The following is a 26329-nucleotide window of genomic DNA, read 5'->3' as shown; positions in this document are numbered from 1 at the left end:
AATTTCCGCAAAGATAAGTAGCATTATGCTGGAACCAGCGTGATCTCAGATTCGCGATATACCTTTGCGCCGAAAATCAGAGACCAAGTCAATGAAAGAAGCAGTAGTCGCGTATTACGACAGTAGAAATCTAGGGGATGAGGTACAAACCATAGCTGCCCTAAATCTGATGAATAATGATAAAGCACTTATTCTGGATAGAGAGAAGCTAAACACATTCAAGTCAGACGAAAAAGTCAAGCTGCTTTGCAATGGATGGTTTATGCATGAGCCTGAAAACTGGCCTCCCTCTAAAGACATTGAACCCTACTTTACTTCTTTTCATGTTGCAAAGTTTAAAGAGGTAAGGCAGAAACTTATTACTCCAGAGCTTACTGATTACTACAAGCAGTTTGAGCCCATAGGCTGCAGAGATCATAATACGGTGGAGTTGTTTAAGTCCATTGGAGTTGATGCCTACTATTCAGGATGTGTTACTCTCACGCTACCGAAGCATGAAGGTGAAAGAAATGATAAGATTGTAGTCACTGATCTCTTTTACGATGGACTTTTAAGTGAAAAGTATGCAAAAAAAGTAGTGTACAAGCTGATTCCGAAAAAGTATCACCATCGCATCCAAATGATGACCCACACCCGGAAAAACAGAAATCTGTCTATAGATAAAAAAATTGAAGAAGCACAGGAATATCTGGACACCTATGCACAGGCAGGGTTAGTGATCACCTCAAGAATTCACTGTGCTTTGCCATGCCTTGCAATGGGCACACCGGTCATATTTTTTGATTTTGGCTATGCAAAAAAGTACGACAAGTATCGATTTGGAGGAATAAAAAACTTGTTCAATACGGTCAGGCCGAGATTGCCACTGCATGAAAACAGGAATATTGATAAGTTTTTTAAAATGCTAGGGGTACATCGATTGTTCTACCCATTTATTAAGACACTGGATATTGATTGGGAGAACCCACCTGAGAACCCTAAAGACTATCAGCCAATTGCCGAAGAGATCAAACGGAGGTTTAAGAAAAACTTTAGAAATTCCTAAATCAGATAGTTTAATAACCCGACAATAAGTGCAATTGAAATCGCCCCAACTAAAACTTTAAGTAGTAGGTGGAAGAGGTAATTGTCCGCCGTGGTTTTTGCGGTTAATGAATTCCAGAATTGAGATTTCTTATATTGTTGAATTTCCTCTTCAGTAAATGTCTCTTTCGGGAAATATTTCAGTTTGTTAATGATCTTATATAGGCCATAGTAATTTTTCCCTGGCGCATGAAGAATAGCAGGCCTACTACCTGTGATGGTGCTTTGAACTTTGCCATTTTCATCGATAAGATAGTCATGATCCTCCATGCCTGTTCTGCCAGCCATAACAGCAAAAATCTTTTGACCTGTGTCATGCTTAATGGCCGTCTTATGTTTAGAAACGTATTTTAATAGTAAGCTTTGATCGTCACCACCAACAACTTTTCTTAATAGCTCTTTTGCATATCCAGCTCTTCCTATCCATCCACCTGCATTTAGAAATCGATAAGGTCGTTTGCCTTTTGGAAATTTCAAATAGAATCGAATTTTTTTAAAAAAGGATGCTTCACAATTGAAATTCTGCTCGGCACCAAAAACCATGGGGTGGTCTAGTTTCTTAAACGTTTCTTGAATGTAAGATTCATTCTGTAGCAATACACTGTCGTAACCATCTGTGTAGAGAATAATCTCATCTTTATCCACAGTATCTAAATACTCGATTAGCCAATCTGTCTTGATATAGTGATCAATATATTCACGACCTTCTCCAATTAGCTCAACCTCAATTCCTTGTTTTCGAGCAGAAATCAAAAGTCTTTCGAGGTGGTGATTATGATGAGTTGCGACTGTAACTACCTTCATTCTAAGAGCTAAAAATTAGTGTCCCGCAAAGCTAATCATTGCTAATAAGGAAATAACATTTGGGTGTCATTTGGTAGCGTTTGTGTCAATTATCTGGTTAATTTGTGCCAGATTACAAGACCATGAGCAAAAAGCATTTCTTAACCTTTGCTACCAATTTCAAAAACGAAAATCCTTACCTGAAAGATTGGATCGACTATCATGTGAAGGTGGGAGTGGATCATTTCTATTTGTATGATCAGGATGGAAGTGAGGAAGCGAAAGAAATCTTAAAACCCTACGAAGAAAAGGGGATTGTAACGAGGCATCCATGGACACACCTCGATGGCACCAAATATGATGGAGCAACAAAATGGTACCAGCGCAATAAAAATCACATGGGGTTTGCTCACGCAGCTAAAACCTATCGAAAGGAATTTCAGTGGCTCATGAAAATCGATGTGGATGAATTTTTATTCCCACTCGATGAAAGTGATTCTCTTTTAACCTGGCTAAAGACAGTCGATACAAAAAAAATCAAGGGCATAAAAATTCCACGTATCAATTTCGGTAATAATGGCTTTGACAAAAAACCAGAAAAATCTGTTCTGGAGGCCTATACCAAAAGAGAAGAAAACTATTCAGATCATAAAGATTTAGGTAATGGCGATTTTCTGTCAAGGAATCGTTTTGCTTACAGCGCGCACTGGTGGCACTACAAGTGGTACAAGTTTGGTGATATGCTAACCGACACTGAAGAGATTGGTTGGAGAATCAATCACTATTATACTAAGTCCCTAGAGGAGTATCTCTCCCGCCAAAACGTGTCTGGTGGAAGACCGGTTGGAAGAGAGGGATTCGATGAGAAAAATCGTGGCTGCAACGACATTGAAGACACCAGCATGATTGATCTTCTGAAGCGAATTGGTTGGTAGGCATCTCCTTAAATTAAATTTGATACCAGGGTTTCTTTATTTTGAATGGCCTCATAGATGGCTTCTCTTCCATTAATGCTTTTTCATACTTATCTAAATGGGGATTAAGAAGCGGATCTTCTCCATTTAGTATCCCTTGTATAGTGTCTGAGGTAAAATGGATGAAGACCAGTTTATCCTTACCATCGAGTAAGAGTTCCCCGTTTTTTTGTGAACGTGGACTTCCCAAAATGTTCCAGTTAGCAACGTTGCACCCATGGTTTCTAATAATGCCAATATTTTCGAAAAGGATTGGAAGCATATTGAGATGAGACTGATCAACGTAATATCCCGCTTTTTTATTCACCTCACAAACGCTGTGGCATGTTTTGGCCCACCAGTTTAGTGCTGGTATCCCCTCTTTGTTGGCACCAACAAATCCTCCGTTGAAGAGACCATGAGTATTATTTCTCCCATATTCATTGTAATCTGTGGACGGGTCAGAGCACCGAAAGTGGGGACTGAGTAAAACGTCATTATTGTTCAGCATTTCAAAAAGAAAAGACGGGTCGTCAAAAAAGAATAAATCGCTATCGAGGTATAGAAGGTGATCGACTCCTTTTTCTAGGAGATTAGACATGAATACTGATTTTGTGGACCATCGATAGTGGTCCATATTTTTTTGGAAGTACTTGGTGTAAATTTTTTTGCCAAGTTCTGATTGAGTGATGAACTCATTAGAGTAGATGGATTGCCCTTCAAAGCTATTAGGCATTTCATTTTCAGAAACATCTACTATGAGGATATGCATCTGCATATTGGGAATGAAACGCAAAATTGATTTATGAAGCACTCGTGCAAAATGGAGATGGCTTTTTGTAATTATGGTACAAATAGCTTTCATAGCAAATGGATCATGGTGTAAAGATTTTGAAGACAAGTACTTTTGTGGCAAAAGTATGTATAGATGAAAACAGTACTTCCTAAAGGTTTATTTATTCTATTGCTCTCTTCTATTGTTCGGGGTTTGTCTGCGCAGGTGATTATTCCCGGTGACTATGCCAGAGAGTATTATGATCTACTTCTGTTTCAGGATACCTCTCTGAATCAACCTATTGTACAATACCCATCAATTGTAACGCAATACCATACTGATGGTGAGCCTTCCTGGAATATTTGGGGAGAGAATTTTAAACTCGATGATAAAAAAAGCAACTCATCTTTATACGTCGTAGATCCGGTTTTAAGAGTGAATTACAATTCACTAATCCCTATGAGCTATAATGACGGAGCACAGTGGAATGGACGAGGAGCAAATCTTTTTTTATCAGGAGGAGTAGCCGGAAGGGTAGGTATTTTGCAATATGCCTTTGTTCCAAATATTCAAGTTTCGCAAAATAAAGATTTCTTCATCCCCGAAACACCCTCCGGACGAAATGAGTATGCCTATCCGTTTGATAGTCGCATCGATTGGGTTCAAAAGTATGGAGCTGGCACATATACTCATTTTGACATGGGCCAGTCCGAGATACGGTTGATTTACAAAAATGCTACAATTGGTGTTTCGACCGAAAACTTCAGATGGGGTGTTACTCAGTTTAGTCCAATTCTGATGAGCTATAATGCTCCTGGGTTCCCACATATAGACATTGGAACGAATGTGCCCGTGGAAACTAAAATCGGAAGGCTGGAAGGACGAATATTTTGGGGACAACTTGTTGAGTCAGACTATTTTGACAGTGATCCTGATAATGAGACTGGATATATATCGGGCATGCATATCGGTTATCAACCTTCTTTTTTTCCTCAGCTTAATGTTGGCCTAAACCGTGTATTGAATACCAGATGGTCCGATGGGGACTTGTCCTTCAAAGATGCTTTTGCGTTATTTACCAAAACAAAGGGTAAGGGAGCCCAGAAGAACGATGAGTACGATCAAATGCTGTCTGTTTATTTTGATTTCGCATTCAGAGAAGTGGGTTTTAGAACATATCTTGAATTTGCAAGAAATGATTTTCCTGGTAGTGTGAGTGAACTTTTTCAAAACCCTGATCGATCCCGCGCATTCACATTGGGATTGATGAAAACATTTGAATTAGGTAATGAGAGACTTTTGAGTGTTCTGTTTGAGTCGACCACTTTGAGCACCAATCAATTGCAAAGATTAAACACTGGCAACCCAACATATTACGTTCATCCCTGGTCAGTAAGAGGCTTTACAAACCGTGGACAAATCATGGGTGCTGGAATCGGTCCAGGTTCGAACTCCAACTTTGTTCGTGTAGATCTGTATCAGCCAAAGGGTAAGTGGAGTCTAACGCTGACCAGGGTAAGATTCAATGATGATTATTTCGTAAGGGCATTTAATGGTCAAAGCGATTTTCCAACCGATTTCGAACGGACAATAAGACTGGACTATGTGGGCTTTTTCAACAAGCTCACAATCAATCCCAATTTTTCATATACCTACAGAAATAACTGGTATTATGTAGATGAAAATGAAGCGACTAATATAATGGCTGGGGTTAACCTTTCATATCGAATTGACTAAACGAATACAGCTTGGAAAGAAAGAGCGAGCATCTTTACGCTACTATTATTAATAAAAAAGAAGCCAGTCTTCTTGATGGTCTTTCAAGTAGTATTATCTCCTTTCAACCGAGTTCGGAGATACATGCTCTTTTATTAGGAGCATCAAGCACACAAGTCAAAGAACTAAACAACACGACAGAAGGTGTGACTTTCTATTCTTGTAAAGCGATTGTCCCCGTCTATATGTATTTGGTTTTGATGATAAGGCTACTTCTCTCATCAAACAGAGCGATTAAGGGAGTTTACAAAGCGTATTTTTCTCTTTTCTTGGTTCGGAGACAAAGGAAAGGGGTTATTCTCATTGATCCTGATTTAAGAATAAAAACATCAATAGGTGACGTCCTGGATCAACTCTCAACACATGATGTAGTTCTTTTTCCAAATGGGTTTCCCCTACATCCTAAAGAAACCGAGAATGGGTTTATTAAGAATTTTAAAAAGGGGTTTTATACCTCCTTATTAGTAGGGTTTTCTAAGGATGCTGATGATTTATTAAAATGGTGGGCGAAGGTTTGCTTTTATCGATGTAGAAATGACAAAAAAAGAAGTTTCTATTACGAGCAAACGTATTTGAATTTTCTACCAGTGATGTTTGAGAATGTAAAAGTTATGCCGCCTAAGTATCTAGTCATCACTAAAGATAATTTGGAGTACATTAAGGATACTGAAAAGGTTGTTATAGCGAAATCAACATCAATATGAATTTTGCTTTTTGCACGTGTGTGACAAGTGATTATCTGGGATTGGCTCAAGCGACCTTTCAATCTCTTAATGATACTTTTAAAGGAGAGGCCAGATACCTTTCCTTAGTAGTTGATGACAACTACACTGGTTCGAAATATGCTGGGTTCGAAATATTAGATTTAAATGAAATTGATCTCGATAGCTATGGTGAAGAATTGTTAAAAGTGAAAGAGGAAAGTCTCTCTTCCCGCTTTAGATGGATGCTAAAGCCAATACTTCTCCAACATTTATTAAAAAGATTTGAGGCTGTTTTTTGGGTCGACCCTGATCTGTACTTCTATAATGATATCTCACCTGTTACACAGAAGTTAGAATCCTTTGATGTTATATTAAGTCCACATTGGCGCTCATTTAATCCGTTTGTGAATCAAAATGCTTTCTTTAACTATTTCTACCATGGACTATACAATGGGGGGTTTATTGGAGTCAATAGAAATACAGTAGATCTGCTTGAAAACTGGCTTGAGATGATGCATTGGAGACTAGAAAACAACCGAGAGCTAGGCATTCTTGATGATCAAGGTTATTTAGGATTATTTCCGCTTATGACCGAAAAATCTTACATCATAAAAGACAGAGGCCACAATATCGCAGCATGGAACAAGCAAGAATGCAAACGAACCCTGGTAGATGGGCAGGTACTCATCAACAAGGAACATACTGTGAAATTCATTCACTTTGTCCCCGACACAATCAAGAATATCTTGAACGGGAAGGATAAATTATTACGTCCTCACTTGCGAAAATACCTGGAACATATGCTTGAAATAGAGCCCGGTATGTCTCAGCTAAGATCTTATGATGTAAATCTGATAAAGAGGAAAACAAGGAAGGCATTGCCCTTAAAGGCTACCACTTATCCTTAAAATATTTTAAGGCGACTGTATTATTTCTATCAGCGTTATTGCGATTCCAGTTGTTGATTTTAGCCAGACTTGTTGACTTGAAAAAACTTTGATTAACTGGTGAGGTATAACAATACCTTTTTAGCGGTAGAACGAACTTGTCAACTTTTGAATGAGCACTAATCCAAATGTCGTCAACAAATTTGATTTGTTCAGGAGCATCTGAATAGTCTTTGATGGTATCAAGATCAAAAAATTTAGGTTTTATCAGGTACCCTGAATAACCCTGAATGATGTCCGTTTTATATAAATCCTTAATCCGGGTGCCTTTTACAGGTGTTGGAGGGATTTTTAGCAGGTTGCTTCTTAGCGTAGTTGGTTTATCAATTAAGTCCTTTGGCACTCTCCATCCACTTGCGGCTAATATGCATTCAGGATGCTCTTTCTCCGTACGTTCAAATTCATTAACGTAGTTTGGAGGATACATTTTGTCATCATCCACTACCAGGATCAACTGATCCTGTGTTGCACTATCAAGCGTAGGAATGAATTTGGTTGCTGGTCCGTAATCTTGATCAACCCTTACGATTTCAACAGCCATCAATTCTGTAAGCCACGTTGGAATTATGTATTCCTTGTTATTTCGAAATGATTTGAAGGGAATATTGATACAGATTTTTTGAGGAAGTCTCCGTTGGTGTAGAAGGCATTTAATAGTGGGTTGAATATGGTCAATTCTTTCTGGAATTGTCGTCAGGGAAAGAATAATTTCAGATCGATCGTTGGACTTACTCCAGGCTTCATCAAGGTTTTTGAGTGATTTTCGTCTGATTACGACGAAATGTGCAAAATCCCTAATGAGATTTTTGCCAGACAAATGGTTGTAAACCATGATGCCCAGTACGGAAAGAATAAAAACGGAGATTAGGTATATCAATTCCTGGTATAAAAATTAGTACGCGAAGTTGCTAATACTTCAGCTAAGGTTAAAGCTTTAATTGCAATTATATGTCAATGCAATCATAGAAATCCCCTCAATTCCCTTTGATTTTATTTAAGAGGACATCTAAAAACCTAAAAAAGTTGAAGTAATAAAATGTAAGCCAACCCGGCTCCAGTGGTAGGTAACGAGGAAATCTGTTTCTCACACTTACAAACGATGTGGGAGAGCTTGAGCTAATATCCACCTCATCATTGGTTAAATCCAGTTTTTCAGCATACGGCCTACTCACAAGAAGCGAGGACAAAACTGATTGGTCCCCTCTATGATTGGATCGATTTGCATTTTTGGGCAATACACATTCTTCTATCAAGCAGAGCGATTCCCACTCAGCAACAAGTGATAGAGCATTCCTGTTTTTAGCTGAAAATGCACATGTGTTACCTGCTCTGTTCCTGGACTGATACTTTGATTGTGGAACTCCAATGAATTCCATTGTCTCTTTCATCGTCCAATCAGTCAGCCTTCCTGATCCTGCAAAAGGAAGATAGGTTCCTTTTTGCTGAATGGTCTTCCATAACGGCTTCAAATTTTTGAGGATTTGATTGGCACTATCCATCCAGAAAATATTACCATCGGTTTCCTTTATCAATTCATGAATAATGATGGGCTTCCATGCCCACGTCATGTAATTTGGTCTGACGAACTCCGGGTATTTATTAAAATCGAAAATCCGATACTCTACATGTTCAAAGAGATTGCCAGACTTATTCTTAATTTCCTCTGCCTGCTCTTTTTCCAAACCCAGATCATAAAATATGACGGTGCTGTTTTTATATTCTTTGGCTTTGTTGAAACTATAGGCTAACTGACAGAAGCTTTTATAAAATTTAGCGTTGGCTGCAGATGCGATATAGTTGTTGCTATTCATTAAGCAGTTTCTTGCCTGGTGATTTTACCATCCCTCAGTTTAAGTACACGGTCAGCCATAGTGAAGTACTTTTCATCGTGAGTGATCACGATCAGGGTCTTATTCATACCCTGAAGCATAGGAAGTACCTCTTTATAGAATACCTCTTTAAACTGCGGGTCTTGATTAGCGGCCCATTCATCAAAAAGATAAATGTCTTTGTTTTCCAAAATTGAAATGATCAGCGCCAGTCTTTTTTTCTGTCCCTCAGAAAGATTCTTTGTGGTAAATCGATTGTTTTTGATTTTCACTTTATGATGTAACTCAAACATTTTGAGCAATTGCTCACCGAATTTTTCCAGGTGGGCTTTGTCTACATTGAGGAATTCTTCAAATAAGTACGAGTCAACGAATACGGCGGAAAAACAGGAACGATATGTAGAAATATTATTCGAAGTGATTTCCTGGCCCTTGTAAAAGAGTTTACCAGAAATGGGTTCGTACAGACCTAAAAGCAATTTAGCCAAAGTGGTTTTCCCACTGCCATTACCTCCTACAATGAAAAGCATTTCTTTATTTTCGATGGTAAGGTCTATTGGACCCATGGCAAAATGTTGATCAACATCATTGTGATAATAACTATGCTCTAATTGCTCAATACGTATCAGCGCACTTTTGTCTGTAGAATTGTTCAGCGGCTCCAGTCCACTGTTTTCACTATTACTTAGGAGCGTTAATCCCATCTGATCAATATGCTTCATAGATACTTCAATCCGTTTCAGGCTAGCAAAAAAGCCTGAAGCTGTAGACAGTGGTGCCAACGTGAATAAAACCAATGTTAGGTAGTGGCCGAAAAACTCCAGGGTTACAATTTGGGAGAAGAAGACAACCAAAATCAAAACTGCCATTCCAAGCAATAGAATCATATCTGTAGCCCGGTTCATAATTGATGATGCGATACTCTCCTTCAGATACCCGTCGTTTTGCTTGTTACTTGTAGGGATGATAAAATCATTAATGAATTTACGTTGCGATTGCTTGTTCAGTACTAACTCCTTGATGCCAAAAACCAGCGCATGAAAATGATCGAATAGATGCGTGAGTTGCGTTCTTCCATAGTCAGCATACTTACGAACATAAGGAAGCATCACTTTAGTGAACAGGAAGACAAAAAAGAAAATAAGAACGGTCGCTCCCGAGAGAAATGGAGAGTACCATACCATGTAAGCAAGTATACCAATCACAGATGCCAGACCAGTGGTGACGTTAGGTAGCCGCTCAATGGCGTACGCAATGGTCTTGATATCCTCTGTCAATACAGGAAGCATTTTTTTCTGATTGTGCTCCATCGTTTCAAAACTGGCACGAAGAAAACTATTCGAAAGCTTGACTCTTAAATCATGAATGATTCTCTGAGTAAGCTTTGAAACTGCATATGATGACGTTATAGACAATATACCGTAGAGTAACCAGAAGATTCCAAACGATCGTATAAATATTTCTGGGATGAATTCATCAGCCTGAATTGCTTCATGAATGGTCTTGATGACCAGTGTAGAAAATACCCCCGTGAGAACGCTGGTAAATGCTGCAATAAGAAAAAGCTTTTTGGAGGCTGATATAAGGAGCTTTATGACTCGCATCTATAAATTTTTCTTTGAGTTTATTGTGGTGGTTGAAGCCATGGTGGATGCAAAGTTACTTTTCATAGGCCGACTTATCAGGGTAGGTGCGTTGCAAGAATCTCTGTACAATTTCAACAACCTCTTGGTTCGGATTTTTTCCCTGATCGTCATTTAGACAATAAAATTTTGGCTGCTTCTTTTCAAGCCATTTGAAGGCTCTTTGTTGTTTTTTCAGATTGTTTGTGATTTTGTGGAAAGAATGAATTTTAAGTAATTCAGGTAGTTTAATTGCTCTACAATGCCTGGATTGATGTTTAAGTGTATACCAGCGATATAACTTATAGGTCATTACATCTGTGCCCTCACGAAATTTGTGTGACTTGATCTCATCAATCAATTTCGGCTGCATATCCTGCATGCCTTGCCACCATTCTTTTCGTATCAATAGAGGTGAATGTTCAATTAGACCCAAACCAACAATGTCATTTTTTTTGTTGTAAATCCTCCAGCCAAGATTTTCACCGAACAACGTTCCGTGAATCAGTACCTTTCCATCATTTGTGTAGAAATCTTTCGGAAATACCTCATTACCAAAAAGAAAGTCGTCGTTGAGATAAATGAAATCATCAGAGAGGCCTGGGATTTTATGAATATAACTTTCGATTACATTATAATTAAAAGTCGGCACATCCTGTTCATCAAAGACCTCATCATGGTGAACCACAGAGATTTTTGGATGATCAACATTGAGCCAATCCGGTTTCTGAGGGCGGCAGGTAAAAATGTAAATGTGGTTAATCCACGGAGCAAATTTTTCTACCGAACGCAAACTGTATTTCATTAAATGGAAGAGATCACGATATCGTTCAGGGTTGAGATCCAGCGGCTTTTCAGAGTATTTATTCACTAGTTTCTGATACTCCAGATCATTCCCATCCACCCATGTGTAAACCAAATCGATTGGCTTATTTATCTCTTGTTTACTCAATGATTCAATTAGTTTGACCGAATTACCTTTTTTTGCGTCATGATACGCCTCATCCAATATCTCAAACGCGTTGCAAATGTAGTTTTATTCGCTTTGCCCGGTCAATACCGTCAGCGAAAGCTTGCGATTTTGGAGGAAATGTTTCGAAAATCCATCAGCGTCCTCAAAGAATCAGGAGAACCTTACTGGCTGGATTTTGGAACGTTGCTTGGCTATCACAGAACTGGAGGAATTATTCCGCATGACATTGATATTGATGTAGCCATGATGGAAAGTGCCTATGAGTCGGTAAAGAAATTGAAGGATAAAATGCCCAAAGGTTTGCATTTTTACGACACTTCAGCAAATCATGAAGGGCCAAAGGTTTACTTCTCTTACAAAGGCTATGATTTTGATATCTTCTTTTACGAAGATAAAGGAGATTCTGTCCGCACCTTTGTAGAGGCTAACTACCCGAATGAGCGTCAGCATATTTCTAAAAAACTGATCTTTCCGTTAAAAGAAGACTCTTTCCTTGGAGAAAGGGTAACTGTTCCAAATGATACTTTGGGTTATCTGGAACTTATGTACGGTTATCTAGGCACTGGCGGTTCGAGAGATCAAAAAACAGGATTATGGCATCCACCAAAATCTTAGTCTAATCTTGGAAGAATTTTCTCTTTGGCCCGCTCAAGGTGATCCTGATTGTCAATCTCGCACCAGACCAGGTCATCAAGCTTTAGTACATCTACTCTATGGTCGCCTGATAGCTGAGCAATAGCTATTTCATAATCTTTTTTGATGGCATCAGTGGCTTCTTTATGGTGTCCCTTCAATTTCTCAAGCAGTTCCATGGAGATTTTCCATATCCCAACAAGCTCAGCATCCACAGAACCCAACTCCTCTTTCTTCTTAGAAAGACTTTTTAATTTTCCATCCGCCACTTCTACATAAACCTCATCATTGGATTGCGTAAACCCACTGCATAGAATGACGTCTTTTTCTTCAGCTTCAATCAAACTTTTTATTGCGTCAGAATGGTAAAGAAGGTCGGACTCCAACAAAAGAAAGTCTCCTTTTATCAAATCTGAACCGTAGATCAATGTATGGAAACTGCCAGTCGTAGCATAATCAGGACTTAAAAAAGTAGTTAGCCCGTGTTCATTAGCAAACTTCTCATAATGCTCATGAAGGTGTCCCGTTCCAATGATCACATTTTTGATCCCGTTTTCCTTCAAAAGTCTGACTGATCGTTCGATTAACCGTTCTTCCCCTACAGGCATAAATCCTTTCGGAATGTCAAAGGTGTATGGTTGAAGCCTGGTTCCTCTTCCGGCGGCTAATATTACAGCGGTTTCAATCGTTTGCGTCATCTCTTAGAAAATAAGGAGGAGATTCCCTCGGTTTCCAATTACTTTTGCGCGAAGATAGAATATTCTAAATCGCAATGGGCGGGCATAAATTCATAAATAAAAATATTCTGTTTAGGGGTAAATGAATTTATACACACCTATTACAAAATTTTCATAGTTAAATGAAGAAAGTATACGTAGGAATGGGGACTGACCTCATCCATCATGGCCACATAAATATTATCGAAGTAGCTCGTGAACTCGGAGAAGTGACTGTAGGTCTCCTCTCAGATAAAGCGGTTAGCAAATACAGTCGTACACCGTTTTTATCTTACGATGAGCGGAAAAAAATCCTCGAAAACCTAAAGGGTGTCAAGGAAGTAATTCTACAAGAGGATTTGGATTATGAAAAAAACCTTCGAGAACTGAAGCCTGATTATGTGGTTCACGGTACTGACTGGAAAACCGGACCTCAAAAGCATATTCGGGACAAGGTGATTAAACTTCTGGAAGAGTGGGGCGGAGAGCTGGTAGAGCCGGAATACACTTCAGGTATCTCTTCCACAGGACTAAGGCAGGCAATGAAGGAAGTGGGTACCACGCCGGACATCCGAAGAAGAATGTTGAGAAGGCTACTCGATTCAAAGGATATCGTTCGAGTACTTGAAGCACATAATGGAATCTCTGCTTTGATTGTTGAAGAAACCAAAGTGGATGCAGGTAATGAGTCTCGTGAGTTTGATGCGATGTGGGTTAGCTCACTAACGGATTCTACTGCAAAAGGAAAACCTGATACAGAATATGTAGACAGGACATCCAGGTTCAATACCATCAATGATATCCTGGATGTAACTACCAAGCCGATCATCCTGGATGGAGATACGGGTGGTGTTACAGAACACTTCGCAATGCTGGTAAAAAACCTGGAGCGGTTAGGGGTCTCAGCAGTAATCATTGAGGATAAGGTTGGCCTAAAACGAAATTCACTTTTCGGAACGGAGGTAAAGCAAGAATTGGATACGATTGAAGGCTTTTGCGAGAAGATAAATACCGGGAAGAAATCTCAGGTTACAGAGGACTTTATGATCATCGCCCGTTTGGAGAGCTTGATCGCTGAGCACGGTATGGAAGATGCACTGAAGAGAGCCAAAGCTTACATCGAGGCTGGGGCAGATGCAATCATGATCCATAGTCGTCATAAAGATGGTTCTGAGATCATGGAATTTATGAAGCATTATCAAGATTTTGAATACAAAGTTCCGGTTGTCTCAGTACCTTCTTCATACAACCAGTTTACAGAGGATGAACTAAAAGAAGCCGGATTCAGTATTGTGATATATGCGAATCATTTGCTTAGAGCAGCATTTCCTGCGATGAAGAAAACAGCAGAATCGATTTTGGAAAACAAGCGCTCAAAAGAGGCAGATGAATATTGCATGTCGATCAAAGAAATCCTGACAATACTACCTAACTAATGCTTAATCCACAGAAATTTTTAAAATCAATCCGATCTCAAGGTATTGAGTTTTCAGCTGGGGTTCCTGACTCGTTGCTCAAAGATTTTTGTTCCGTAATGACCGATGAAGGATCGGATATTATTGCAGCGAATGAAGGAGGAGCGATTGCTTTAGCGATGGGGCATCATTTGGCGACTGGTAAGATTCCACTGGTTTACATGCAAAATTCCGGTTTTGGAAACTGTGTAAACCCGGTTACTTCTCTGGCAGATAGTGACGTATATTCCATTCCAATGCTTTTGATGATTGGGTGGAGAGGCGAGCCTGGAGTAAAGGATGAGCCTCAGCATGTAAAGCAAGGGAGAATTTCTGAGGAGTTGCTTCAGGCAATGGAAATTCCATACGCCATTCTTTCTGAGGAGGAAAAAGAAGCAGAAAAGCAACTGGCAGATGCGGTAAAGACCATGGTAGAAACAAATGCTCCATTTGCCCTATTGGTAAGAAAAGGAACGTTTGAGAAATACAAGCTTCAAACGAAAGTTGAGAATCCGTACACAATTAATCGTGAGGATGTGATTGAGTGGATGTTGAAAGAAATGGAGGAGGAGGCAGTAATTGTTTCTACCACCGGAAAATCTTCCCGAGAAGTGTTTGAGATCAGAGCACGAAACAACATGGGGCATGGAAAGGACTTCTTAACAGTTGGTGGAATGGGACACGCTTCGCAGATTGCCTTAGGAATTGCTTTGGGTAAAAAGAATCGACCGGTTTATTGCCTGGATGGTGATGGAGCTATGATTATGCACATGGGAGCGGGTGCAATTGTTGGTAACCAACAAGTAAGCAATTACAAACATATTCTAATCAATAATGGGTGCCACGAATCAGTAGGGGGTCAGGCTACAGTCGGGTTTGCGATAGACCTTCAGAAAATCGCTGAGTCATCAGGTTACAAGCAAACCTGGTTAGTAGAGAAGATGGATGACTTACCAGCTGTTTGGAATGAATTTCAAGAAGCAGAAGGGCCGATTATGCTTGAAGTAAGAACCACAGAAGCCTCACGAGCTGACTTGGGCAGACCTACAACCACACCGGTTCAAAATAAGGAAGCTTTCATGAACAACTTGAAAGACTAACAAACATATTAATCCCCTTTGGAGCCGGGCCAACGTTCGGGGGTTAGGGGGCGGATTACTATCGTCATTAATTTTACTTTAAATGAAAAACGATCCAGAAAGAAAAATCTTACTAAACCCAGGTCCAGCTACCACTTCACAGCGAGTCAAGGAAGCACAGTTGGTTTCAGATATCTGTCCAAGAGAAAAAGAGTTTGGACAGGTCATGCACGACATCTGTGATGGCATTCTTAAAGTAGGCCGTGCGCAGGAGACACACCGAGTAGCACTCTTTGGAGCTAGTGGAACAGGTGCTATGGAGGCGTGTATGGTTTCAGCCATTGGGAAAGGTGATCATGTGTTGATCATCACTAATGGAGCTTATGGTATCCGAATCAAAGCTATTTGTGATGGATATGGCCTAAAAAACACTGGAATGTTTGAGTTTGGGGATTACCCTGATCCAGCTAAAATCAAAGAGGCACTCGCTTCAGGAAGGTATACCCACCTGGCAATGGTGCATCATGAGACCTCCACCGGAATGATGGATCCTCTGGAGGAGGTTGCGGAGATTTGTAAAGAAACAGGTGTTAAGTACATTGTAGATGCTATGAGCACCTTTGGTGCTTATCCAATGAATCTGGCTGAGCTTGAAATTGATTATTTATTCTCAAGCTCAAATAAGTGTATTCACGGGATGGCGGGGCTTTCATTTGTGGTTTTCCATAAAGACCGAACGGAAGATTTAAAAAGCAATGGAACAGGTTTCTACTTTGATGTGTACAAGCAGTGGGATAACCTTCAGAAAAAAGATCAGTTGCGATTTACCCCTCCGGTGCAAACGAGTTATGCTTTTCTTGAGGCAATCAAAGAGCATGAGGAGGAAGGCTTGGAAAATCGCTGGAAGCGCTACCAGGCTAACTGGCAGAAGCTCTATGATGGATTTACCGAGCTTGGTTTCACTCCATTCTTACCTTTGGAGCAGGAGTCAAAAATCTTGCTCGCATTGAACCTGGATAAGCCTGGTTTAGACTTCAATGATTTTCATGACTATCTCTACGAGCACGGTATCACTATTTACCCTGGAGTTATACCTGAAAGTAAAACATTTCGTATAGCCGTGATAGGAGATTTGTATGAGAAGGACATGGATTACGTGATGGAGAAGGTGAAGGCTTACTTTAAGTAAACTTCATTTACCTCCTTCGATACCTCGGTCCAATCATATTTTTTAACCTCTTCTAGTCCATGCTTAGAAAGCATCTCACGCTTTTTGGATGGAATGAGGTTTTCGATGCAAGCCACGAACTCTCTCAAATCACCCGGCTCAGCAAATCCTGCAGCCATTTCGGGTGTGATAACGTTTTTGTAGCCAGCATTTGCATAACCAGCGATCGGTGTGCCCACAGCCATGGACTCAAGCAACACAATCCCAAAACTCTCTCCATAAAGTGCAGGAGCCAGATAAATGTCTGACTCCATGAGTAATCGATATTTTTCTGCTTCACTTACGAACCCCAGCAGCTCCACATCAACCAGTGAATGGTCTTTGATATATTGCTCCACTTCAGCTCTGCCATCGCCATCTCCAGCTATTAATAGTCTCATTTGAGGATAGCGCTCCTTTAGTTGATGAAAAGCCTGTAATGCATGCATAACCCCTTTACGTGGTTCTAGCCGGCCCATGAAAAACATCTGAAAATAATCATCACTCCTTTTGGACTTCTTAGGAGCGATTTTTTCTATCTCTTCCAAATCAATTCCATTCGGGATAATATGAATTTTTCTTTTCGAAAAGCGAGAAATAAACTGCGACTGGCTTTTCGAAACGCTAATAATCTGGTCCAGAAACTTAAACACCCCCTTGGCCACTGTAGGCATAATCCAGTCTCCTACGAAGCGACTTTTAGGCGTATCATGAAAGGTGGCAATCTGCTTGGTTTTCGAGTGTTTTAATACCTGAAATGGTAGAAAAGGATTCCAGATGGTGTGATAATGTATGATATCAAAAGACTCACCATTCAAAAAATTCTTTAAAGCCTGCTTCTCTTCACCCAGCGCAACATTCACATCAATCTTCGTACCCCCTACATTTACGGATCTGTTTCGACCAAAAAAGTGAACATTTTTCTCGTCTACCAAATTGGCATTAATATTGGGTGCAATGATTTTAACATGATGACCTATCATTGTAAGATGCTTGGACAAACTCACAATGTGAGACTTAACACCACCAGGGCGTGAAAAATCATATGGACATACCAGTGCAATCTTCATTTAAATCGATTTTTCGGATATGGAAAGTGGCAGTGCTTTGGATACTGATGATCCTGGCCGGTTTCCAAATTCAAGCTCAAAATAAATCATATCCATTCAAACCAGGCGAGAAACTAACCTATAACATGAAGTTTGGTTGGTTTAATATTGGTGAGGCAGTGGTGTGGTTGGATCCGGAATTCCATTACCCTAACGGTAAATCAAAACCACATTATCGGGTTCAGTTTACTGTTACAACAGCCAGTTGGTTCAAGGTTTTTTCGAGGTTGCGGGTTTGTATGGAATCATTGGTTGAAGCAAGAGAACTTCAACCGTTAAGATCAGATCGAGATATGGAGGGAAAAGGCATGATCGACATTAGACATGATTATTTTTCTTATGCGGATTCCGTCTCAGTTAAAGCATACATAGAAGATATTGATGAATGGAGATATCATAGATTCCCGAATGGGAACGTGCCTATACGAGATGCTTTAAGTACTTACATGTGGTTGAGAAGCCGTGATAAGTCTCAATTTGCTAGAACAGTGGAGGTTCGTACCTTTTTCTCAAACGATTTGTATGAATTTAAAATGCTGCCAGGCCAAAGTACGACTCATAAATATGACAGTCGGAAAGTTCGAGCGCTTGAATTTGGATTGGTTTTTCCTGAGGGGGAATATTTCGACAAGGGCAAAACCGGTCGTGTGGTCATGAGTGATGACCGAAATAGATTTCCTCTTAGATTTGAAATAGATATGACAGTTGGGTCGTTTGTTTTCGAGTTGGATGAAGTGGAGTATATGGATTAGCATCCTTTACCTTTGCACCACAAAAAACTTCATTGGCTAAATCAAATATTTTATTGGGTTCGCAAGCCTTTATGAAAAGGCTTGAGGAAGTTGCTTCTACTGCAAAAGAATCCTTTTATGCTCAGGCAATGACTTTCGAAGGAGACGCGGCAGGAAAGTGGCTGATTGAGGTAATGAAATCAAGTCCGGCTCGAAAGAAAAAGTTATTGATTGATAGCTACTCCAAGCTCGTAATCAATGACCATTTTATTCCATCCCTCAAATATCTTCAGGATAGGGATTTTCGAAATGAAGTAAAAGAAACTAATAAACTCATTAAAGAAGCTCAGAAAAACAGGATTGAAGTAAAATTTACAAATCCGATAGGTTTTTTGGCCTTAAAATACCCATTGAGAAACCACAAAAAAATGGTCACCATTGATGGTAAAACAAGCTTTTTGGGTGGCATCAACTTCAGTGATCACAACTTTGCCTGGCATGACATGATGGTGGAAGTATCTGACAAAAAGCTAGGCAAAACTTTGATCGATGACTTTGAGATGACATGGAAAAATCGCAATCAATCAAAAACTATCCATACGGATCAGGGTCAATTATATCTTTTTAATGGATCCAAAAGTGAGGCTCTCTATGAGGATTTTTTTGATCATATCAGGCAGGCGAGAAAGAACGTACAGGTGATCTCACCATATATTTCTGAGCCATTATTAGGGGTCTTACGCTCCCAGGCTGACAAGGAAATAGAGATCACTATTATTTCTCCACAGGAGAACAATAAATCGATCTTTAAGAACATCATTTTATCAGAACAGGAGAAGGGCTATTTCAATTTGAAGGAGTATCCTGGTATGTCACATATGAAAGCCATTCTGATTGATGATGAAAAATTGATATTTGGGAGTAGTAATTATGACTTGGTGAGCTACTACTTTGAGCAGGAGGTGGTCTTTGTGACAGAAGACAAGGAACTGATCAAAGATTTCAAGCAAAAAGTGTTGGTGGATGTTGGTGAATTTATTGCAGAGTCTGTTTCAGCCTTCGGGAAACGAAAGGCTGATTTTTTGATGGGAATGCTCAATATGGTAGGTGGATTTATGTCAAGAACTTTTTTACGTCCCCATTAGTTAAATTTGCGGTTGATTATGAAGGACTTAGATTTTATACGAAGCGAAGAGAAAGAACCTCACTTTCAGCGAAGAAAAGTGATTATGGAGGAGCATCCTGAGGTGAAAAAGCTATTTGGGAACGATCCTTCATTGATTTTTAAGACATTATTTGTGGCTGCCCTACAACTTGCTATTCCCATCTTTTTCCTTCCGGAGAATCCGTGGTTATTTGGCTTGTTGGTATTACTGGTTGGTACGACACTTACCCACATCATCGTGCTAGCCGTACATGAGATCACTCACGATCTAGCTTTCAAAAAGAAAGTTTTGAATAATTGGCTGGCGATTGTGGTAAACTTCCCGTTGGTAGTGCCATTTGCCATGGCTTTTAAGGCCTACCATGCAAAACATCACTGGCACCAGGGCAAAGAAGGAGTTGATACGGATTTGGCAGTTTCATGGGAGGCCAGGTTCTTTAGAGGCCCGATTGGAAAGTTCATTTGGTTGATCATTCAAATTCCGATTTATGCCATCCGGCCTTTATTTGTTCACCCAATGGTCCCTGATAAGTGGCAGATCATTAATGCCATCGTGCAGGTTTCGGCAATGGTTGGATTCTACTTCCTGGCGGGATGGGAAGGATTGCTTTATTTAGGGCTTTCCACAGCATTAGCAACCGGCTTACATCCCATTTCAGGACACTTTGTGGCGGAACATTTTGTGTATAAAGAAGGACAAGAAACATACTCTTATTACGGCTGGTGGAACAAACTCATTTGGAATGTGGGCTATCACAATGAACACCATGATTTTCCAACCATACCAGGATCCAAGTTGCCTGAACTAAAGAAGATTGCCTCAGAACATTATGATGACCTGTATGCTCATAAAAGCTATTCGAAGGTTATCTGGCAATTCTTGTTTGACAACAAGATTTCTCTATTCTCACGAGTGAAGCGAAACAAATAATCAATGCTCAATTACTTTAAGAGGAGGTATCAAAACCACCTGGATAAGGTATTATCCACTATTAAGTTAATTGATGTAGAAGAGCGCTATGACCTTCATTTTAGTCGCTTCTATGGGCTGTATTTTGCTAATGCGGCAAAATGGTTAAAGATGACACCTACTCAGGTTTCTATCATCAGTTTGGTGATCGGAGTAGTGGGAGGAGCGTTATTCTATTATCAAGACACTACATGGATTGTTGCTCTAGGTGCGCTTTTAGTGACCTGGGCTGGTATTTTGGATAGTGCTGATGGTCAGTTAGCCAGAATGACCGGTCAATCGTCAGAGCTTGGACGCCAGATTGATGGACTGATTGATAACCTGGTCTTTATCTCTTGCTACATAGGAGGCACCTTGTATCTCATACCTATTCATGGATATTGGATACTGCTCTTAATGGTGGCTGCAGGCTTAGCACACAGCTATAAGGCGGGACTTTATGAATTTTATAAATCTGAATACATTTATCTGGTAGGGAAGTCTCAGGCTGGCTATATCCCTTTAACGAAGGATGAAATCAAGCCAACAGGAGACAAGTGGCATCACAAGATCATGCATTACATCAATCTCGACTATACAGGTAAGCAAATAGGCTCAACTACTCGTTCTGCTGATGAACGTAGAAAGATGCGTGAGCTTGCTGAGAACAACCCTCAGGAGTTTGACCCGCTATATAAGAAATGGAACTTTAAGATGCTATTTTGGTGGGCATGGCTTGGTGGAAGCAATACCCACCGCAATGCGATGGTTATTTCTGCACTATTTGGAATGTTCGATATTTACCTGGCAGCTAGCCTGATTTGGACATTAGGCTACCTACCTCTAAACATCATGCAGAGGAAATACGATCAAAAATTATTGAAGGAGTTAACCAACTAGATTAGGCAGTTTTTTGCAAAACTACGTCGATTGAATCCTGTACAGTATTCATCTCACCAATCACATCGTCATCGATCATGATGTCGAATTTATCTTCAATATCTAGTACGATATCAACAATGTGTGCAGAATTAATCATTAGATCATTGATTAGGTGCTTATCTTCAGACACCTCGTTAGCCATTACATCTTCAGGTAGGTAAGGCTTTATGATGTTGATCAGGTCGGTTTTTACAGTTTCTCTAGTCATCATTCTTTGTATTTCCTTAAAACGAGCGCGCAATTTAAATCACCAAAGCCAAAATTAGCCTTGATAATAGTGTTTACTTCCTTGTCTTGGCAACTCGTTGGGATACAACCCCCAAAAATTTCTGAAGAAATTTCAGGATGAATGTTTTCAACGTTCAAATTCGCGTGTACAAAGTCTTTATGCAGCTGTAAAACGCTGGCAACCAACTCCACAGACCCAGCTCCTGCCACTGCATGTCCAATCATGGATTTTGGGGTGTTAATCATAGGGAAATCTTCACCGGATCGTCCTAGTGCACCGACCCAGTTTCTTATTTCAGCAGGATCACCCTTCGTGGAAGTAAGGTGTCCATTGATCAAATCAATTTCTTTCGGATCGATTCCTGAAACCTTGACTGCCCTTTTAATGCAATCTTGCACAGCTTCCGGGTTTGCTGCTGTCATCGTTCCGCCACTTCGCTGACCGCCGGAATTTACATGCCCTCCTAATATTTCTCCGTAAATTTTTGCCCCTCGTTCTTTGGCGCTTTCTAATGTTTCCAATACCAATGCTCCAGATCCGCCGGAAGGGACAAACCCAGTCGAAGAGTCACTCATTGGTCGTGAGCCAAACTCCGGGTTGCCATTTGAATCCGAACATAGCACACGCATAGCATCAAATGCGGCCCAGATATATCTCCCATCCCCTTCTGTACTTCCACAAATCATGCGATCAGCCTTTCCCTGCGAAAGGTGTTCATATCCCATTAGTACGGCTTCTGAACCTGTGATACATGCCGAGGAATTTGATTGGATTCTATTTCCTAAACCTAAAATATTGTTGAGATAAGCAGCAGCACCGCTATTCATGCATTCGGAAATGGTACGAGATCCAAGTTTTCTACTTTCCCCATTATCAATTGGATAAGCAGGAAAATCCCGATTGATGAAGCTATCGAAACTGAGGTCACCAGCTCCAAAGATCATTCCTGAGTTGTAGTCTGTATTATCGGTATTTGGCTCCAGACCGGCATCTTTCCAGGCTTCTACGCCTGATAACATTGCGTAGAGGATGCCCTTGTTGGTTATTTTTTCGGCCAGTAATCTCGGTAAGTGATCACCAAGATTGACTGAGGAAAGGTTAGGTGCTCCTCCTATCTGACACCTGAGATTGATGTCATCTAATTCCGGCCAATGCTTGATTCCGGATTTTCCTTCACGTAATGCTTTCTCATAATCATCTACACCAATCGCATTGGCAGAGACTACTCCTAGTCCGGTTATTACAACTCTATGTTTTTCCAAAATTTACGCTTCTGATTTTACTACCATTCCTGCTAACTCTCCTTTTGCCACCACAGTTCCATCTTCTTTCTTACAGGTAACAGTGCATTTCAACTTTCCGAAGCGAAAATAGACTTTTTTTGACTCAACAATAAGTTTGTCTTCAGGGATTACTTTGGATAGGAAATCAACATTGGCGCTTGTGAAGGCTGGTAAAACTTTTGAATCTTCATCAAGATCCATCAAAAACATGGCTAATGTCACCAGTCCAATCTGACACATGATTTCAGTAAGAATCACACCGGGAACAACGGGGTTTCCGGGGAAATGCCCTTCTAAAAAAGGTTCATCTTTTCTGATTGTGTAATTTCCTGATGCTCCTTCTTCATTGATGGATATGATCTCATCCACAAACAGAAAAGGACGTTTGTACGGAAGAAGCTTCAGTATTTTATCGTAAGCACTCATATCAAATGTTCACCACCATCCACGTGAATTAATGCGCCATTGATCCAGCTGGCCTCTGGTTGTGCTAGCAGATAAACGGTGTTGGCTACATCCTCAGGCGTAGTGAGTCTTTTATAAGGATTTCTGTTTTTTGATTGCTCAATTAATTTTTCAGAGCCGGGAATCAAACGCAAAGATGGTGTATCTGTAACTCCTGCCTGAATAATGTTGACCGTCATGCCTTTCGGAGCAAGCTCGATGGCTAAATACCTTGATAGTGTTTCTAGCGTGGATTTCGCCAGTGCCACTGCCCCATAGCCTTCCCAGAATTTATCGTTCCCTTCTGAGGTTAAGGTCAGGATACGCGTGCCTTTCCCAATCAATTTTTTATTCAATAGTTCATCAACCCACACCCTGAGGTTGGTTCCCATCGCATCAATCGTAAGGGCCAGATCTTGCGAGTTTAGTTTTGGGCCTTCAGAAACAAATGGCTTAAGGTTTCCCCTGGAAACGGCATGAAGCACCACGTCAAACTTTTTAACTCCGCTATCTGTAAGAGTACCTATGCATTCTTGAATTTTCTCTGCATTGGTTGCATCGATGTTAAAATTGGCGATTGAAACATCGTGAGTGGATTTCAGGTCATTCGTCGCTAATTCAAGGTCGGCCAAGCCCTGTCGCCTGTCTCTGTGGATGATGGTGATGTTGCACCCATGAGAGGCTAGCTTTTTCACAGTAGCCAAACCGATCCCGCTGGATCCACCAATGATCAATGCATGTTTGTTTCTTAACTCCATTAAGCCTTATTTTCAGAAATAAGTGATTTGCTGCAATTTCAATTATTACGGCTAATTATGCTCAATAATTATGGAGCATTATGCTCCCATCACGTGAAACTACAAAAAATGGCTAGAAATGTTTGATGAAGCAAGAGCGCTTTATTTTTCCGATATCGATATCGAATTCACTCCAGGTGTTCAGGACGTTTTTATTATCCTCTAGCATTGGCCCTGAAGCCATGTACTTTATGCCATGCTTTTCGTAGACTTTTTGTAGGTAGTCAAAGATTAATGCATGAACTCCTAGCTTTTGATACTCCGGCTTCACACCAATCAGAAACAGGTCGGCTGTATCGTTGTAATAAAATGATTTTAAGACATGAATAAAACCAAAAGGATACAGTGACCCTCTGGCTTTTTGAAAGGCTTTGGAGAGAGATGGCAAGGTCAAAGCAAAACCGACCACCTCGTCTGCTTTATTCACTACTACACAGACAAAATCTTTTCTTATGAAGCCAAAGTATTGCTTCACATAATAGTCAATTTGTTTTTGTGTAAGTGGTATGTAGCCATAGAGATTTGAGTAGGCTTCATTTAAAACATCAAATACCCCAGGCGCATATTTCAGGATCTCTTTAGTGTTTTTAAAATCTTTGACCTTTACTTTATATCGATCCTGAATAAGTTGAACCACACGGCTAACCTTTTCTGGATTTTTTGCAGGAGCCTTTCCTCTTAGCTCGACCCAGGTAGCTGCGATTTCCATATTCCAGGCACGGAAATGATCGATGTAATAGGAGTGATTGTAAATGGTTGCTTGCGTCGCGATTTGATCAAAACCTGAAATTAATGCACCTTCAAAATCCAGGTCTGTAAATCCCATAGGTCCATGTATGGCTTTTGCACCCTTCAACTCAGCCCACTTTTTAGCTGTGTTTAGCAAAAGTTGTGAAACTTCTTTGTCATCAATGAAATCGATCCAACCAAAACGAGCGAGTGATTTTTCTTTTAGCTCAGTGTCTAAAATAATCGCTGCGATTCGGCCTGCTATTTTTCCATTCTTCTCAACAACCCAATATTGTGCTTCTGCATGGTCGAAGGCAGGATTTTTGTCTTTCCTTAGGGTGCTCATCTCAAATTCGATGAGTGGGGTGACGTAGTATGGGTTGCCTTTGTAGAGATCAAAAGGGAACTTGATGAATTGCTTTAGCTCCTTTTTGGTGTTGACTTCCTTTATTTCAAGTGACATCAGATTAGGTTATTTTCCTGGTAGTAGTTGAGTGCATCTTTAAATCCTTCCTTCAAAGATATTTCAGGTTTTACTGAGGAGTGTTTCAATTCGGTGGTATGAAGATCCCAATGCTGAGAAATCTCATCGAATTTCTCTAATGTAATTCCTGGTCGCTTGTTAATGATTTTGTGCCAAACATCGGAAGATCCCATTGAAAATTTCGCGAGCCATTTCGGAAGTGGAAACATGCTAATCTTTTTTTGGAACAAGTCTTTAAAAATCTCTACAAAATCTTTGTGTAGGTAGGTTTGACCATCATTGTAATGCAATGGCCCGGTTTCTTTTTGCATGTCCTGTACCACCATTCTGGCCAGATCTGCTCCATGGATCATGCTCATACGCTGCTTGCTGTCTGTGACGGGATAAACACCCAATTTAGCACCTTTAAAAAGTGGCAAAAAGGCCTCATCTCCTGCACCGTAGATGGCTGTTGGCCTGACCAAAAGATGTTTGCTCATCTTTTCCTGAATTACTTGCTCAGCCTGTAGTTTGCTTCTTCCATAATGAGAAACAGGTCTTTTTGTATTCGCAGGACCATGGGCTGCATAGGAGGATGTGTAGACAAATACACCATCATCCTTAAGCCATCCAGTCTCGACCAAAGCATCACAAATGGAAGTTGTTAAGCCAACATTCACCTGATAGTACTCATCATTTTTAATGCTGACTGTCATGCCGGCATTGTGTAGAAAGAAGTCAACTTGACCAGCTTCTTTTTTTACCTCTGAAAACTGCTTGGAAAGACCCCCTTGATAATTAACTGTTTTAATACGAAGATTCTCGTGTTCAGTTAGGAGTGTGGTGTTTGCACCTGCTCGTATAAAAGCGTAAACCTCCATCTGCTGACGCAAGCATTCTTTCACTAAGTATGATCCAAGAAAACCATTGGCTCCAGTGATCGCTACTTTCAAC

The 26329-nt window shown here is 40.3% G+C and carries 27 protein-coding genes; 13 read left to right on the top strand and 14 right to left on the bottom strand.

The features are described from left to right. The first annotated feature begins 91 nt into the window (after positions 1-91). Positions 92-1045, top strand: a complete 954-nt coding sequence (locus tag ACP14Y_RS07130) for a polysaccharide pyruvyl transferase family protein (protein ID WP_424962269.1) — start codon at positions 92-94, stop codon at positions 1043-1045. On the opposite strand, the gene ACP14Y_RS07125 is transcribed toward ACP14Y_RS07130, so the two are convergent. After that, a complete protein-coding gene (locus tag ACP14Y_RS07125) occupies positions 1042-1887 on the bottom strand; it encodes a glycosyltransferase domain-containing protein (protein ID WP_424962268.1) in 846 nt (281 codons plus the stop codon). The two genes, ACP14Y_RS07130 and ACP14Y_RS07125, sit on opposite strands and share 4 nt — an antisense overlap. 122 nt (positions 1888-2009) lie before the next feature. Here ACP14Y_RS07125 and ACP14Y_RS07120 point away from each other — a divergent pair, with 122 nt between their 5' ends. Beyond that, positions 2010-2801 carry a glycosyltransferase family 92 protein gene (locus tag ACP14Y_RS07120; RefSeq protein WP_424962267.1) on the top strand — a complete coding sequence of 264 codons (792 nt, stop codon included), beginning with the start codon at positions 2010-2012 and terminating at the stop codon, positions 2799-2801. Between the two features lie 13 nt (positions 2802-2814). Here ACP14Y_RS07120 and ACP14Y_RS07115 read toward each other — a convergent pair whose 3' ends face one another. Further along, a complete protein-coding gene (locus ACP14Y_RS07115; protein WP_424962266.1) occupies positions 2815-3684 on the bottom strand; it encodes a glycosyltransferase in 870 nt (289 codons plus the stop codon). A 63-nt stretch (positions 3685-3747) separates the two neighbouring features. Between ACP14Y_RS07115 and ACP14Y_RS07110 the strand changes: the two genes are divergently transcribed. From ACP14Y_RS07110 to ACP14Y_RS07100, 3 genes are read left to right on the top strand one after another with little or no spacing between them, the layout of a single operon-like run. Continuing rightward, positions 3748-5331, top strand: coding sequence for a capsule assembly Wzi family protein (locus tag ACP14Y_RS07110; protein ID WP_424962265.1), 1584 nt, complete (start codon positions 3748-3750; stop codon positions 5329-5331). Between the two features lie 11 nt (positions 5332-5342). Continuing rightward, on the top strand, positions 5343-6074 hold the full coding sequence (locus ACP14Y_RS07105) for a hypothetical protein (protein WP_424962264.1): 732 nt from the start codon (positions 5343-5345) through the stop codon (positions 6072-6074). After that, a complete protein-coding gene (locus ACP14Y_RS07100; RefSeq protein ID WP_424962263.1) occupies positions 6071-6982 on the top strand; it encodes a hypothetical protein in 912 nt (303 codons plus the stop codon). The genes ACP14Y_RS07105 and ACP14Y_RS07100 overlap by 4 nt, the downstream gene beginning before the upstream one ends. Here the strand turns inward: ACP14Y_RS07100 and ACP14Y_RS07095 are convergent. The 4 genes from ACP14Y_RS07095 to ACP14Y_RS07080 form a co-directional block, all read right to left on the bottom strand. Beyond that, entirely contained in the window at positions 6966-7898 is a 933-nt protein-coding gene (locus tag ACP14Y_RS07095) for a hypothetical protein (protein ID WP_424962262.1), read from the bottom strand. The genes ACP14Y_RS07100 and ACP14Y_RS07095 overlap by 17 nt on opposite strands. A 97-nt stretch (positions 7899-7995) precedes the next feature. Then, positions 7996-8832, bottom strand: a complete 837-nt coding sequence (locus ACP14Y_RS07090; RefSeq protein WP_424962261.1) for a DUF1647 domain-containing protein — start codon at positions 8830-8832, stop codon at positions 7996-7998. Further along, positions 8832-10454, bottom strand: a complete 1623-nt coding sequence (locus ACP14Y_RS07085) for a cyclic peptide export ABC transporter (protein ID WP_424962260.1) — start codon at positions 10452-10454, stop codon at positions 8832-8834. Before ACP14Y_RS07085 ends, ACP14Y_RS07090 begins: the two co-directional genes overlap by 1 nt. 55 nt (positions 10455-10509) lie before the next feature. Further along, positions 10510-11424 (bottom strand): Stealth CR1 domain-containing protein, encoded by a 915-nt coding sequence (locus tag ACP14Y_RS07080; RefSeq protein ID WP_424962259.1) that lies wholly within the window; start codon positions 11422-11424, stop codon positions 10510-10512. 39 nt (positions 11425-11463) lie between these two features. Here ACP14Y_RS07080 and ACP14Y_RS07075 point away from each other — a divergent pair, with 39 nt between their 5' ends. Beyond that, positions 11464-12060, top strand: coding sequence for a LicD family protein (locus ACP14Y_RS07075; protein WP_424962258.1), 597 nt, complete (start codon positions 11464-11466; stop codon positions 12058-12060). Here the strand turns inward: ACP14Y_RS07075 and ACP14Y_RS07070 are convergent. Further along, positions 12057-12776 carry a phosphocholine cytidylyltransferase family protein gene (locus tag ACP14Y_RS07070; RefSeq protein WP_424962257.1) on the bottom strand — a complete coding sequence of 240 codons (720 nt, stop codon included), beginning with the start codon at positions 12774-12776 and terminating at the stop codon, positions 12057-12059. The genes ACP14Y_RS07075 and ACP14Y_RS07070 overlap by 4 nt on opposite strands. Before the next feature lie 161 nt (positions 12777-12937). Here ACP14Y_RS07070 and aepX point away from each other — a divergent pair, with 161 nt between their 5' ends. The 3 genes from aepX (at position 12938) to ACP14Y_RS07055 (ending at position 16516) form a co-directional block, all read left to right on the top strand. Further along, a complete protein-coding gene (gene aepX, locus ACP14Y_RS07065) occupies positions 12938-14230 on the top strand; it encodes a phosphoenolpyruvate mutase (protein WP_424962256.1) in 1293 nt (430 codons plus the stop codon). Next, positions 14230-15348: a phosphonopyruvate decarboxylase gene (gene aepY, locus ACP14Y_RS07060; protein WP_424962255.1), complete on the top strand. Its 1119-nt coding sequence runs from the start codon at positions 14230-14232 to the stop codon at positions 15346-15348. Before aepX ends, aepY begins: the two co-directional genes overlap by 1 nt. Positions 15349-15430: 82 nt before the next feature. Then, positions 15431-16516: a 2-aminoethylphosphonate aminotransferase gene (locus ACP14Y_RS07055; RefSeq protein ID WP_424962254.1), complete on the top strand. Its 1086-nt coding sequence runs from the start codon at positions 15431-15433 to the stop codon at positions 16514-16516. Here the strand turns inward: ACP14Y_RS07055 and ACP14Y_RS07050 are convergent. After that, positions 16504-17604, bottom strand: coding sequence for a glycosyltransferase family 4 protein (locus ACP14Y_RS07050; RefSeq protein WP_424962253.1), 1101 nt, complete (start codon positions 17602-17604; stop codon positions 16504-16506). The genes ACP14Y_RS07055 and ACP14Y_RS07050 overlap by 13 nt on opposite strands. On the opposite strand from ACP14Y_RS07050, the gene ACP14Y_RS07045 reads away from it, so the two are divergent. From ACP14Y_RS07045 to ACP14Y_RS07030, 4 genes are all read left to right on the top strand, one after another. Further along, on the top strand, positions 17580-18395 hold the full coding sequence (locus ACP14Y_RS07045) for a DUF3108 domain-containing protein (RefSeq protein ID WP_424962252.1): 816 nt from the start codon (positions 17580-17582) through the stop codon (positions 18393-18395). The genes ACP14Y_RS07050 and ACP14Y_RS07045 overlap by 25 nt on opposite strands. A 71-nt stretch (positions 18396-18466) precedes the next feature. Then, on the top strand, positions 18467-19519 hold the full coding sequence (locus ACP14Y_RS07040; protein ID WP_424962251.1) for a phospholipase D-like domain-containing protein: 1053 nt from the start codon (positions 18467-18469) through the stop codon (positions 19517-19519). Between the two features lie 18 nt (positions 19520-19537). Beyond that, a complete protein-coding gene (locus ACP14Y_RS07035) occupies positions 19538-20470 on the top strand; it encodes a fatty acid desaturase (RefSeq protein WP_424962250.1) in 933 nt (310 codons plus the stop codon). A 3-nt stretch (positions 20471-20473) separates the two neighbouring features. Then, on the top strand, positions 20474-21388 hold the full coding sequence (locus ACP14Y_RS07030) for a CDP-alcohol phosphatidyltransferase family protein (RefSeq protein WP_424962249.1): 915 nt from the start codon (positions 20474-20476) through the stop codon (positions 21386-21388). Position 21389: 1 nt separating this feature from the next. On the opposite strand, the gene ACP14Y_RS07025 is transcribed toward ACP14Y_RS07030, so the two are convergent. The 6 genes from ACP14Y_RS07025 to ACP14Y_RS07000 all read right to left on the bottom strand — a co-directional run bounded on the left by ACP14Y_RS07025 (position 21390) and on the right by ACP14Y_RS07000 (position 26328). After that, positions 21390-21641 carry an acyl carrier protein gene (locus ACP14Y_RS07025; RefSeq protein ID WP_350206150.1) on the bottom strand — a complete coding sequence of 84 codons (252 nt, stop codon included), beginning with the start codon at positions 21639-21641 and terminating at the stop codon, positions 21390-21392. Then, positions 21638-22921, bottom strand: a complete 1284-nt coding sequence (locus tag ACP14Y_RS07020; protein ID WP_424962248.1) for a beta-ketoacyl-[acyl-carrier-protein] synthase family protein — start codon at positions 22919-22921, stop codon at positions 21638-21640. Before ACP14Y_RS07020 ends, ACP14Y_RS07025 begins: the two co-directional genes overlap by 4 nt. Before the next feature lie 3 nt (positions 22922-22924). Further along, complete coding sequence (locus tag ACP14Y_RS07015) at positions 22925-23368, bottom strand: 3-hydroxyacyl-ACP dehydratase FabZ family protein (RefSeq protein WP_424962247.1); 444 nt, start codon at positions 23366-23368, stop codon at positions 22925-22927. Continuing rightward, positions 23365-24144, bottom strand: a complete 780-nt coding sequence (locus tag ACP14Y_RS07010) for an SDR family oxidoreductase (protein WP_424962246.1) — start codon at positions 24142-24144, stop codon at positions 23365-23367. Before ACP14Y_RS07010 ends, ACP14Y_RS07015 begins: the two co-directional genes overlap by 4 nt. Before the next feature lie 112 nt (positions 24145-24256). Further along, positions 24257-25375: a hypothetical protein gene (locus ACP14Y_RS07005; protein ID WP_424962245.1), complete on the bottom strand. Its 1119-nt coding sequence runs from the start codon at positions 25373-25375 to the stop codon at positions 24257-24259. Further along, entirely contained in the window at positions 25375-26328 is a 954-nt protein-coding gene (locus tag ACP14Y_RS07000; RefSeq protein ID WP_424962244.1) for an NAD-dependent epimerase/dehydratase family protein, read from the bottom strand. The genes ACP14Y_RS07005 and ACP14Y_RS07000 overlap by 1 nt, the downstream gene beginning before the upstream one ends. Position 26329: the final 1 nt, after the last annotated feature.

This window comes from Ekhidna sp., from assembly GCF_965247405.1.
Classification (GTDB): domain Bacteria; phylum Bacteroidota; class Bacteroidia; order Cytophagales; family Cyclobacteriaceae; genus Ekhidna.
The sequence above is the reverse complement of the archived record's forward strand: the minus strand, read 5'-3'. Positions and strand labels throughout refer to the sequence as shown.

Bases quoted from the DNA above. Each gene is read 5' to 3' on its own strand.
- ACP14Y_RS07130 (WP_424962269.1), top strand. From the start codon at position 92: ATGAAAGAAGCAGTAGTCGCGTATTACGACAGTAGAAATCTAGGGGAT.
- ACP14Y_RS07125 (WP_424962268.1), bottom strand. From the start codon at position 1,887: ATGAAGGTAGTTACAGTCGCAACTCATCATAATCACCACCTCGAAAGA.
- ACP14Y_RS07120 (WP_424962267.1), top strand. From the start codon at position 2,010: ATGAGCAAAAAGCATTTCTTAACCTTTGCTACCAATTTCAAAAACGAA.
- ACP14Y_RS07115 (WP_424962266.1), bottom strand. From the start codon at position 3,684: ATGAAAGCTATTTGTACCATAATTACAAAAAGCCATCTCCATTTTGCA.
- ACP14Y_RS07110 (WP_424962265.1), top strand. From the start codon at position 3,748: ATGAAAACAGTACTTCCTAAAGGTTTATTTATTCTATTGCTCTCTTCT.
- ACP14Y_RS07100 (WP_424962263.1), top strand. From the start codon at position 6,071: ATGAATTTTGCTTTTTGCACGTGTGTGACAAGTGATTATCTGGGATTG.
- ACP14Y_RS07090 (WP_424962261.1), bottom strand. From the start codon at position 8,832: ATGAATAGCAACAACTATATCGCATCTGCAGCCAACGCTAAATTTTAT.
- ACP14Y_RS07085 (WP_424962260.1), bottom strand. From the start codon at position 10,454: ATGCGAGTCATAAAGCTCCTTATATCAGCCTCCAAAAAGCTTTTTCTT.
- ACP14Y_RS07075 (WP_424962258.1), top strand. From the start codon at position 11,464: ATGATACGCCTCATCCAATATCTCAAACGCGTTGCAAATGTAGTTTTA.
- ACP14Y_RS07070 (WP_424962257.1), bottom strand. From the start codon at position 12,776: ATGACGCAAACGATTGAAACCGCTGTAATATTAGCCGCCGGAAGAGGA.
- aepX (WP_424962256.1), top strand. From the start codon at position 12,938: ATGAAGAAAGTATACGTAGGAATGGGGACTGACCTCATCCATCATGGC.
- aepY (WP_424962255.1), top strand. From the start codon at position 14,230: ATGCTTAATCCACAGAAATTTTTAAAATCAATCCGATCTCAAGGTATT.
- ACP14Y_RS07055 (WP_424962254.1), top strand. From the start codon at position 15,431: ATGAAAAACGATCCAGAAAGAAAAATCTTACTAAACCCAGGTCCAGCT.
- ACP14Y_RS07045 (WP_424962252.1), top strand. From the start codon at position 17,580: ATGGACATACCAGTGCAATCTTCATTTAAATCGATTTTTCGGATATGG.
- ACP14Y_RS07050 (WP_424962253.1), bottom strand. From the start codon at position 17,604: ATGAAGATTGCACTGGTATGTCCATATGATTTTTCACGCCCTGGTGGT.
- ACP14Y_RS07040 (WP_424962251.1), top strand. From the start codon at position 18,467: ATGAAAAGGCTTGAGGAAGTTGCTTCTACTGCAAAAGAATCCTTTTAT.
- ACP14Y_RS07035 (WP_424962250.1), top strand. From the start codon at position 19,538: ATGAAGGACTTAGATTTTATACGAAGCGAAGAGAAAGAACCTCACTTT.
- ACP14Y_RS07030 (WP_424962249.1), top strand. From the start codon at position 20,474: ATGCTCAATTACTTTAAGAGGAGGTATCAAAACCACCTGGATAAGGTA.
- ACP14Y_RS07025 (WP_350206150.1), bottom strand. From the start codon at position 21,641: ATGATGACTAGAGAAACTGTAAAAACCGACCTGATCAACATCATAAAG.
- ACP14Y_RS07015 (WP_424962247.1), bottom strand. From the start codon at position 23,368: ATGAGTGCTTACGATAAAATACTGAAGCTTCTTCCGTACAAACGTCCT.
- ACP14Y_RS07010 (WP_424962246.1), bottom strand. From the start codon at position 24,144: ATGGAGTTAAGAAACAAACATGCATTGATCATTGGTGGATCCAGCGGG.
- ACP14Y_RS07005 (WP_424962245.1), bottom strand. From the start codon at position 25,375: ATGTCACTTGAAATAAAGGAAGTCAACACCAAAAAGGAGCTAAAGCAA.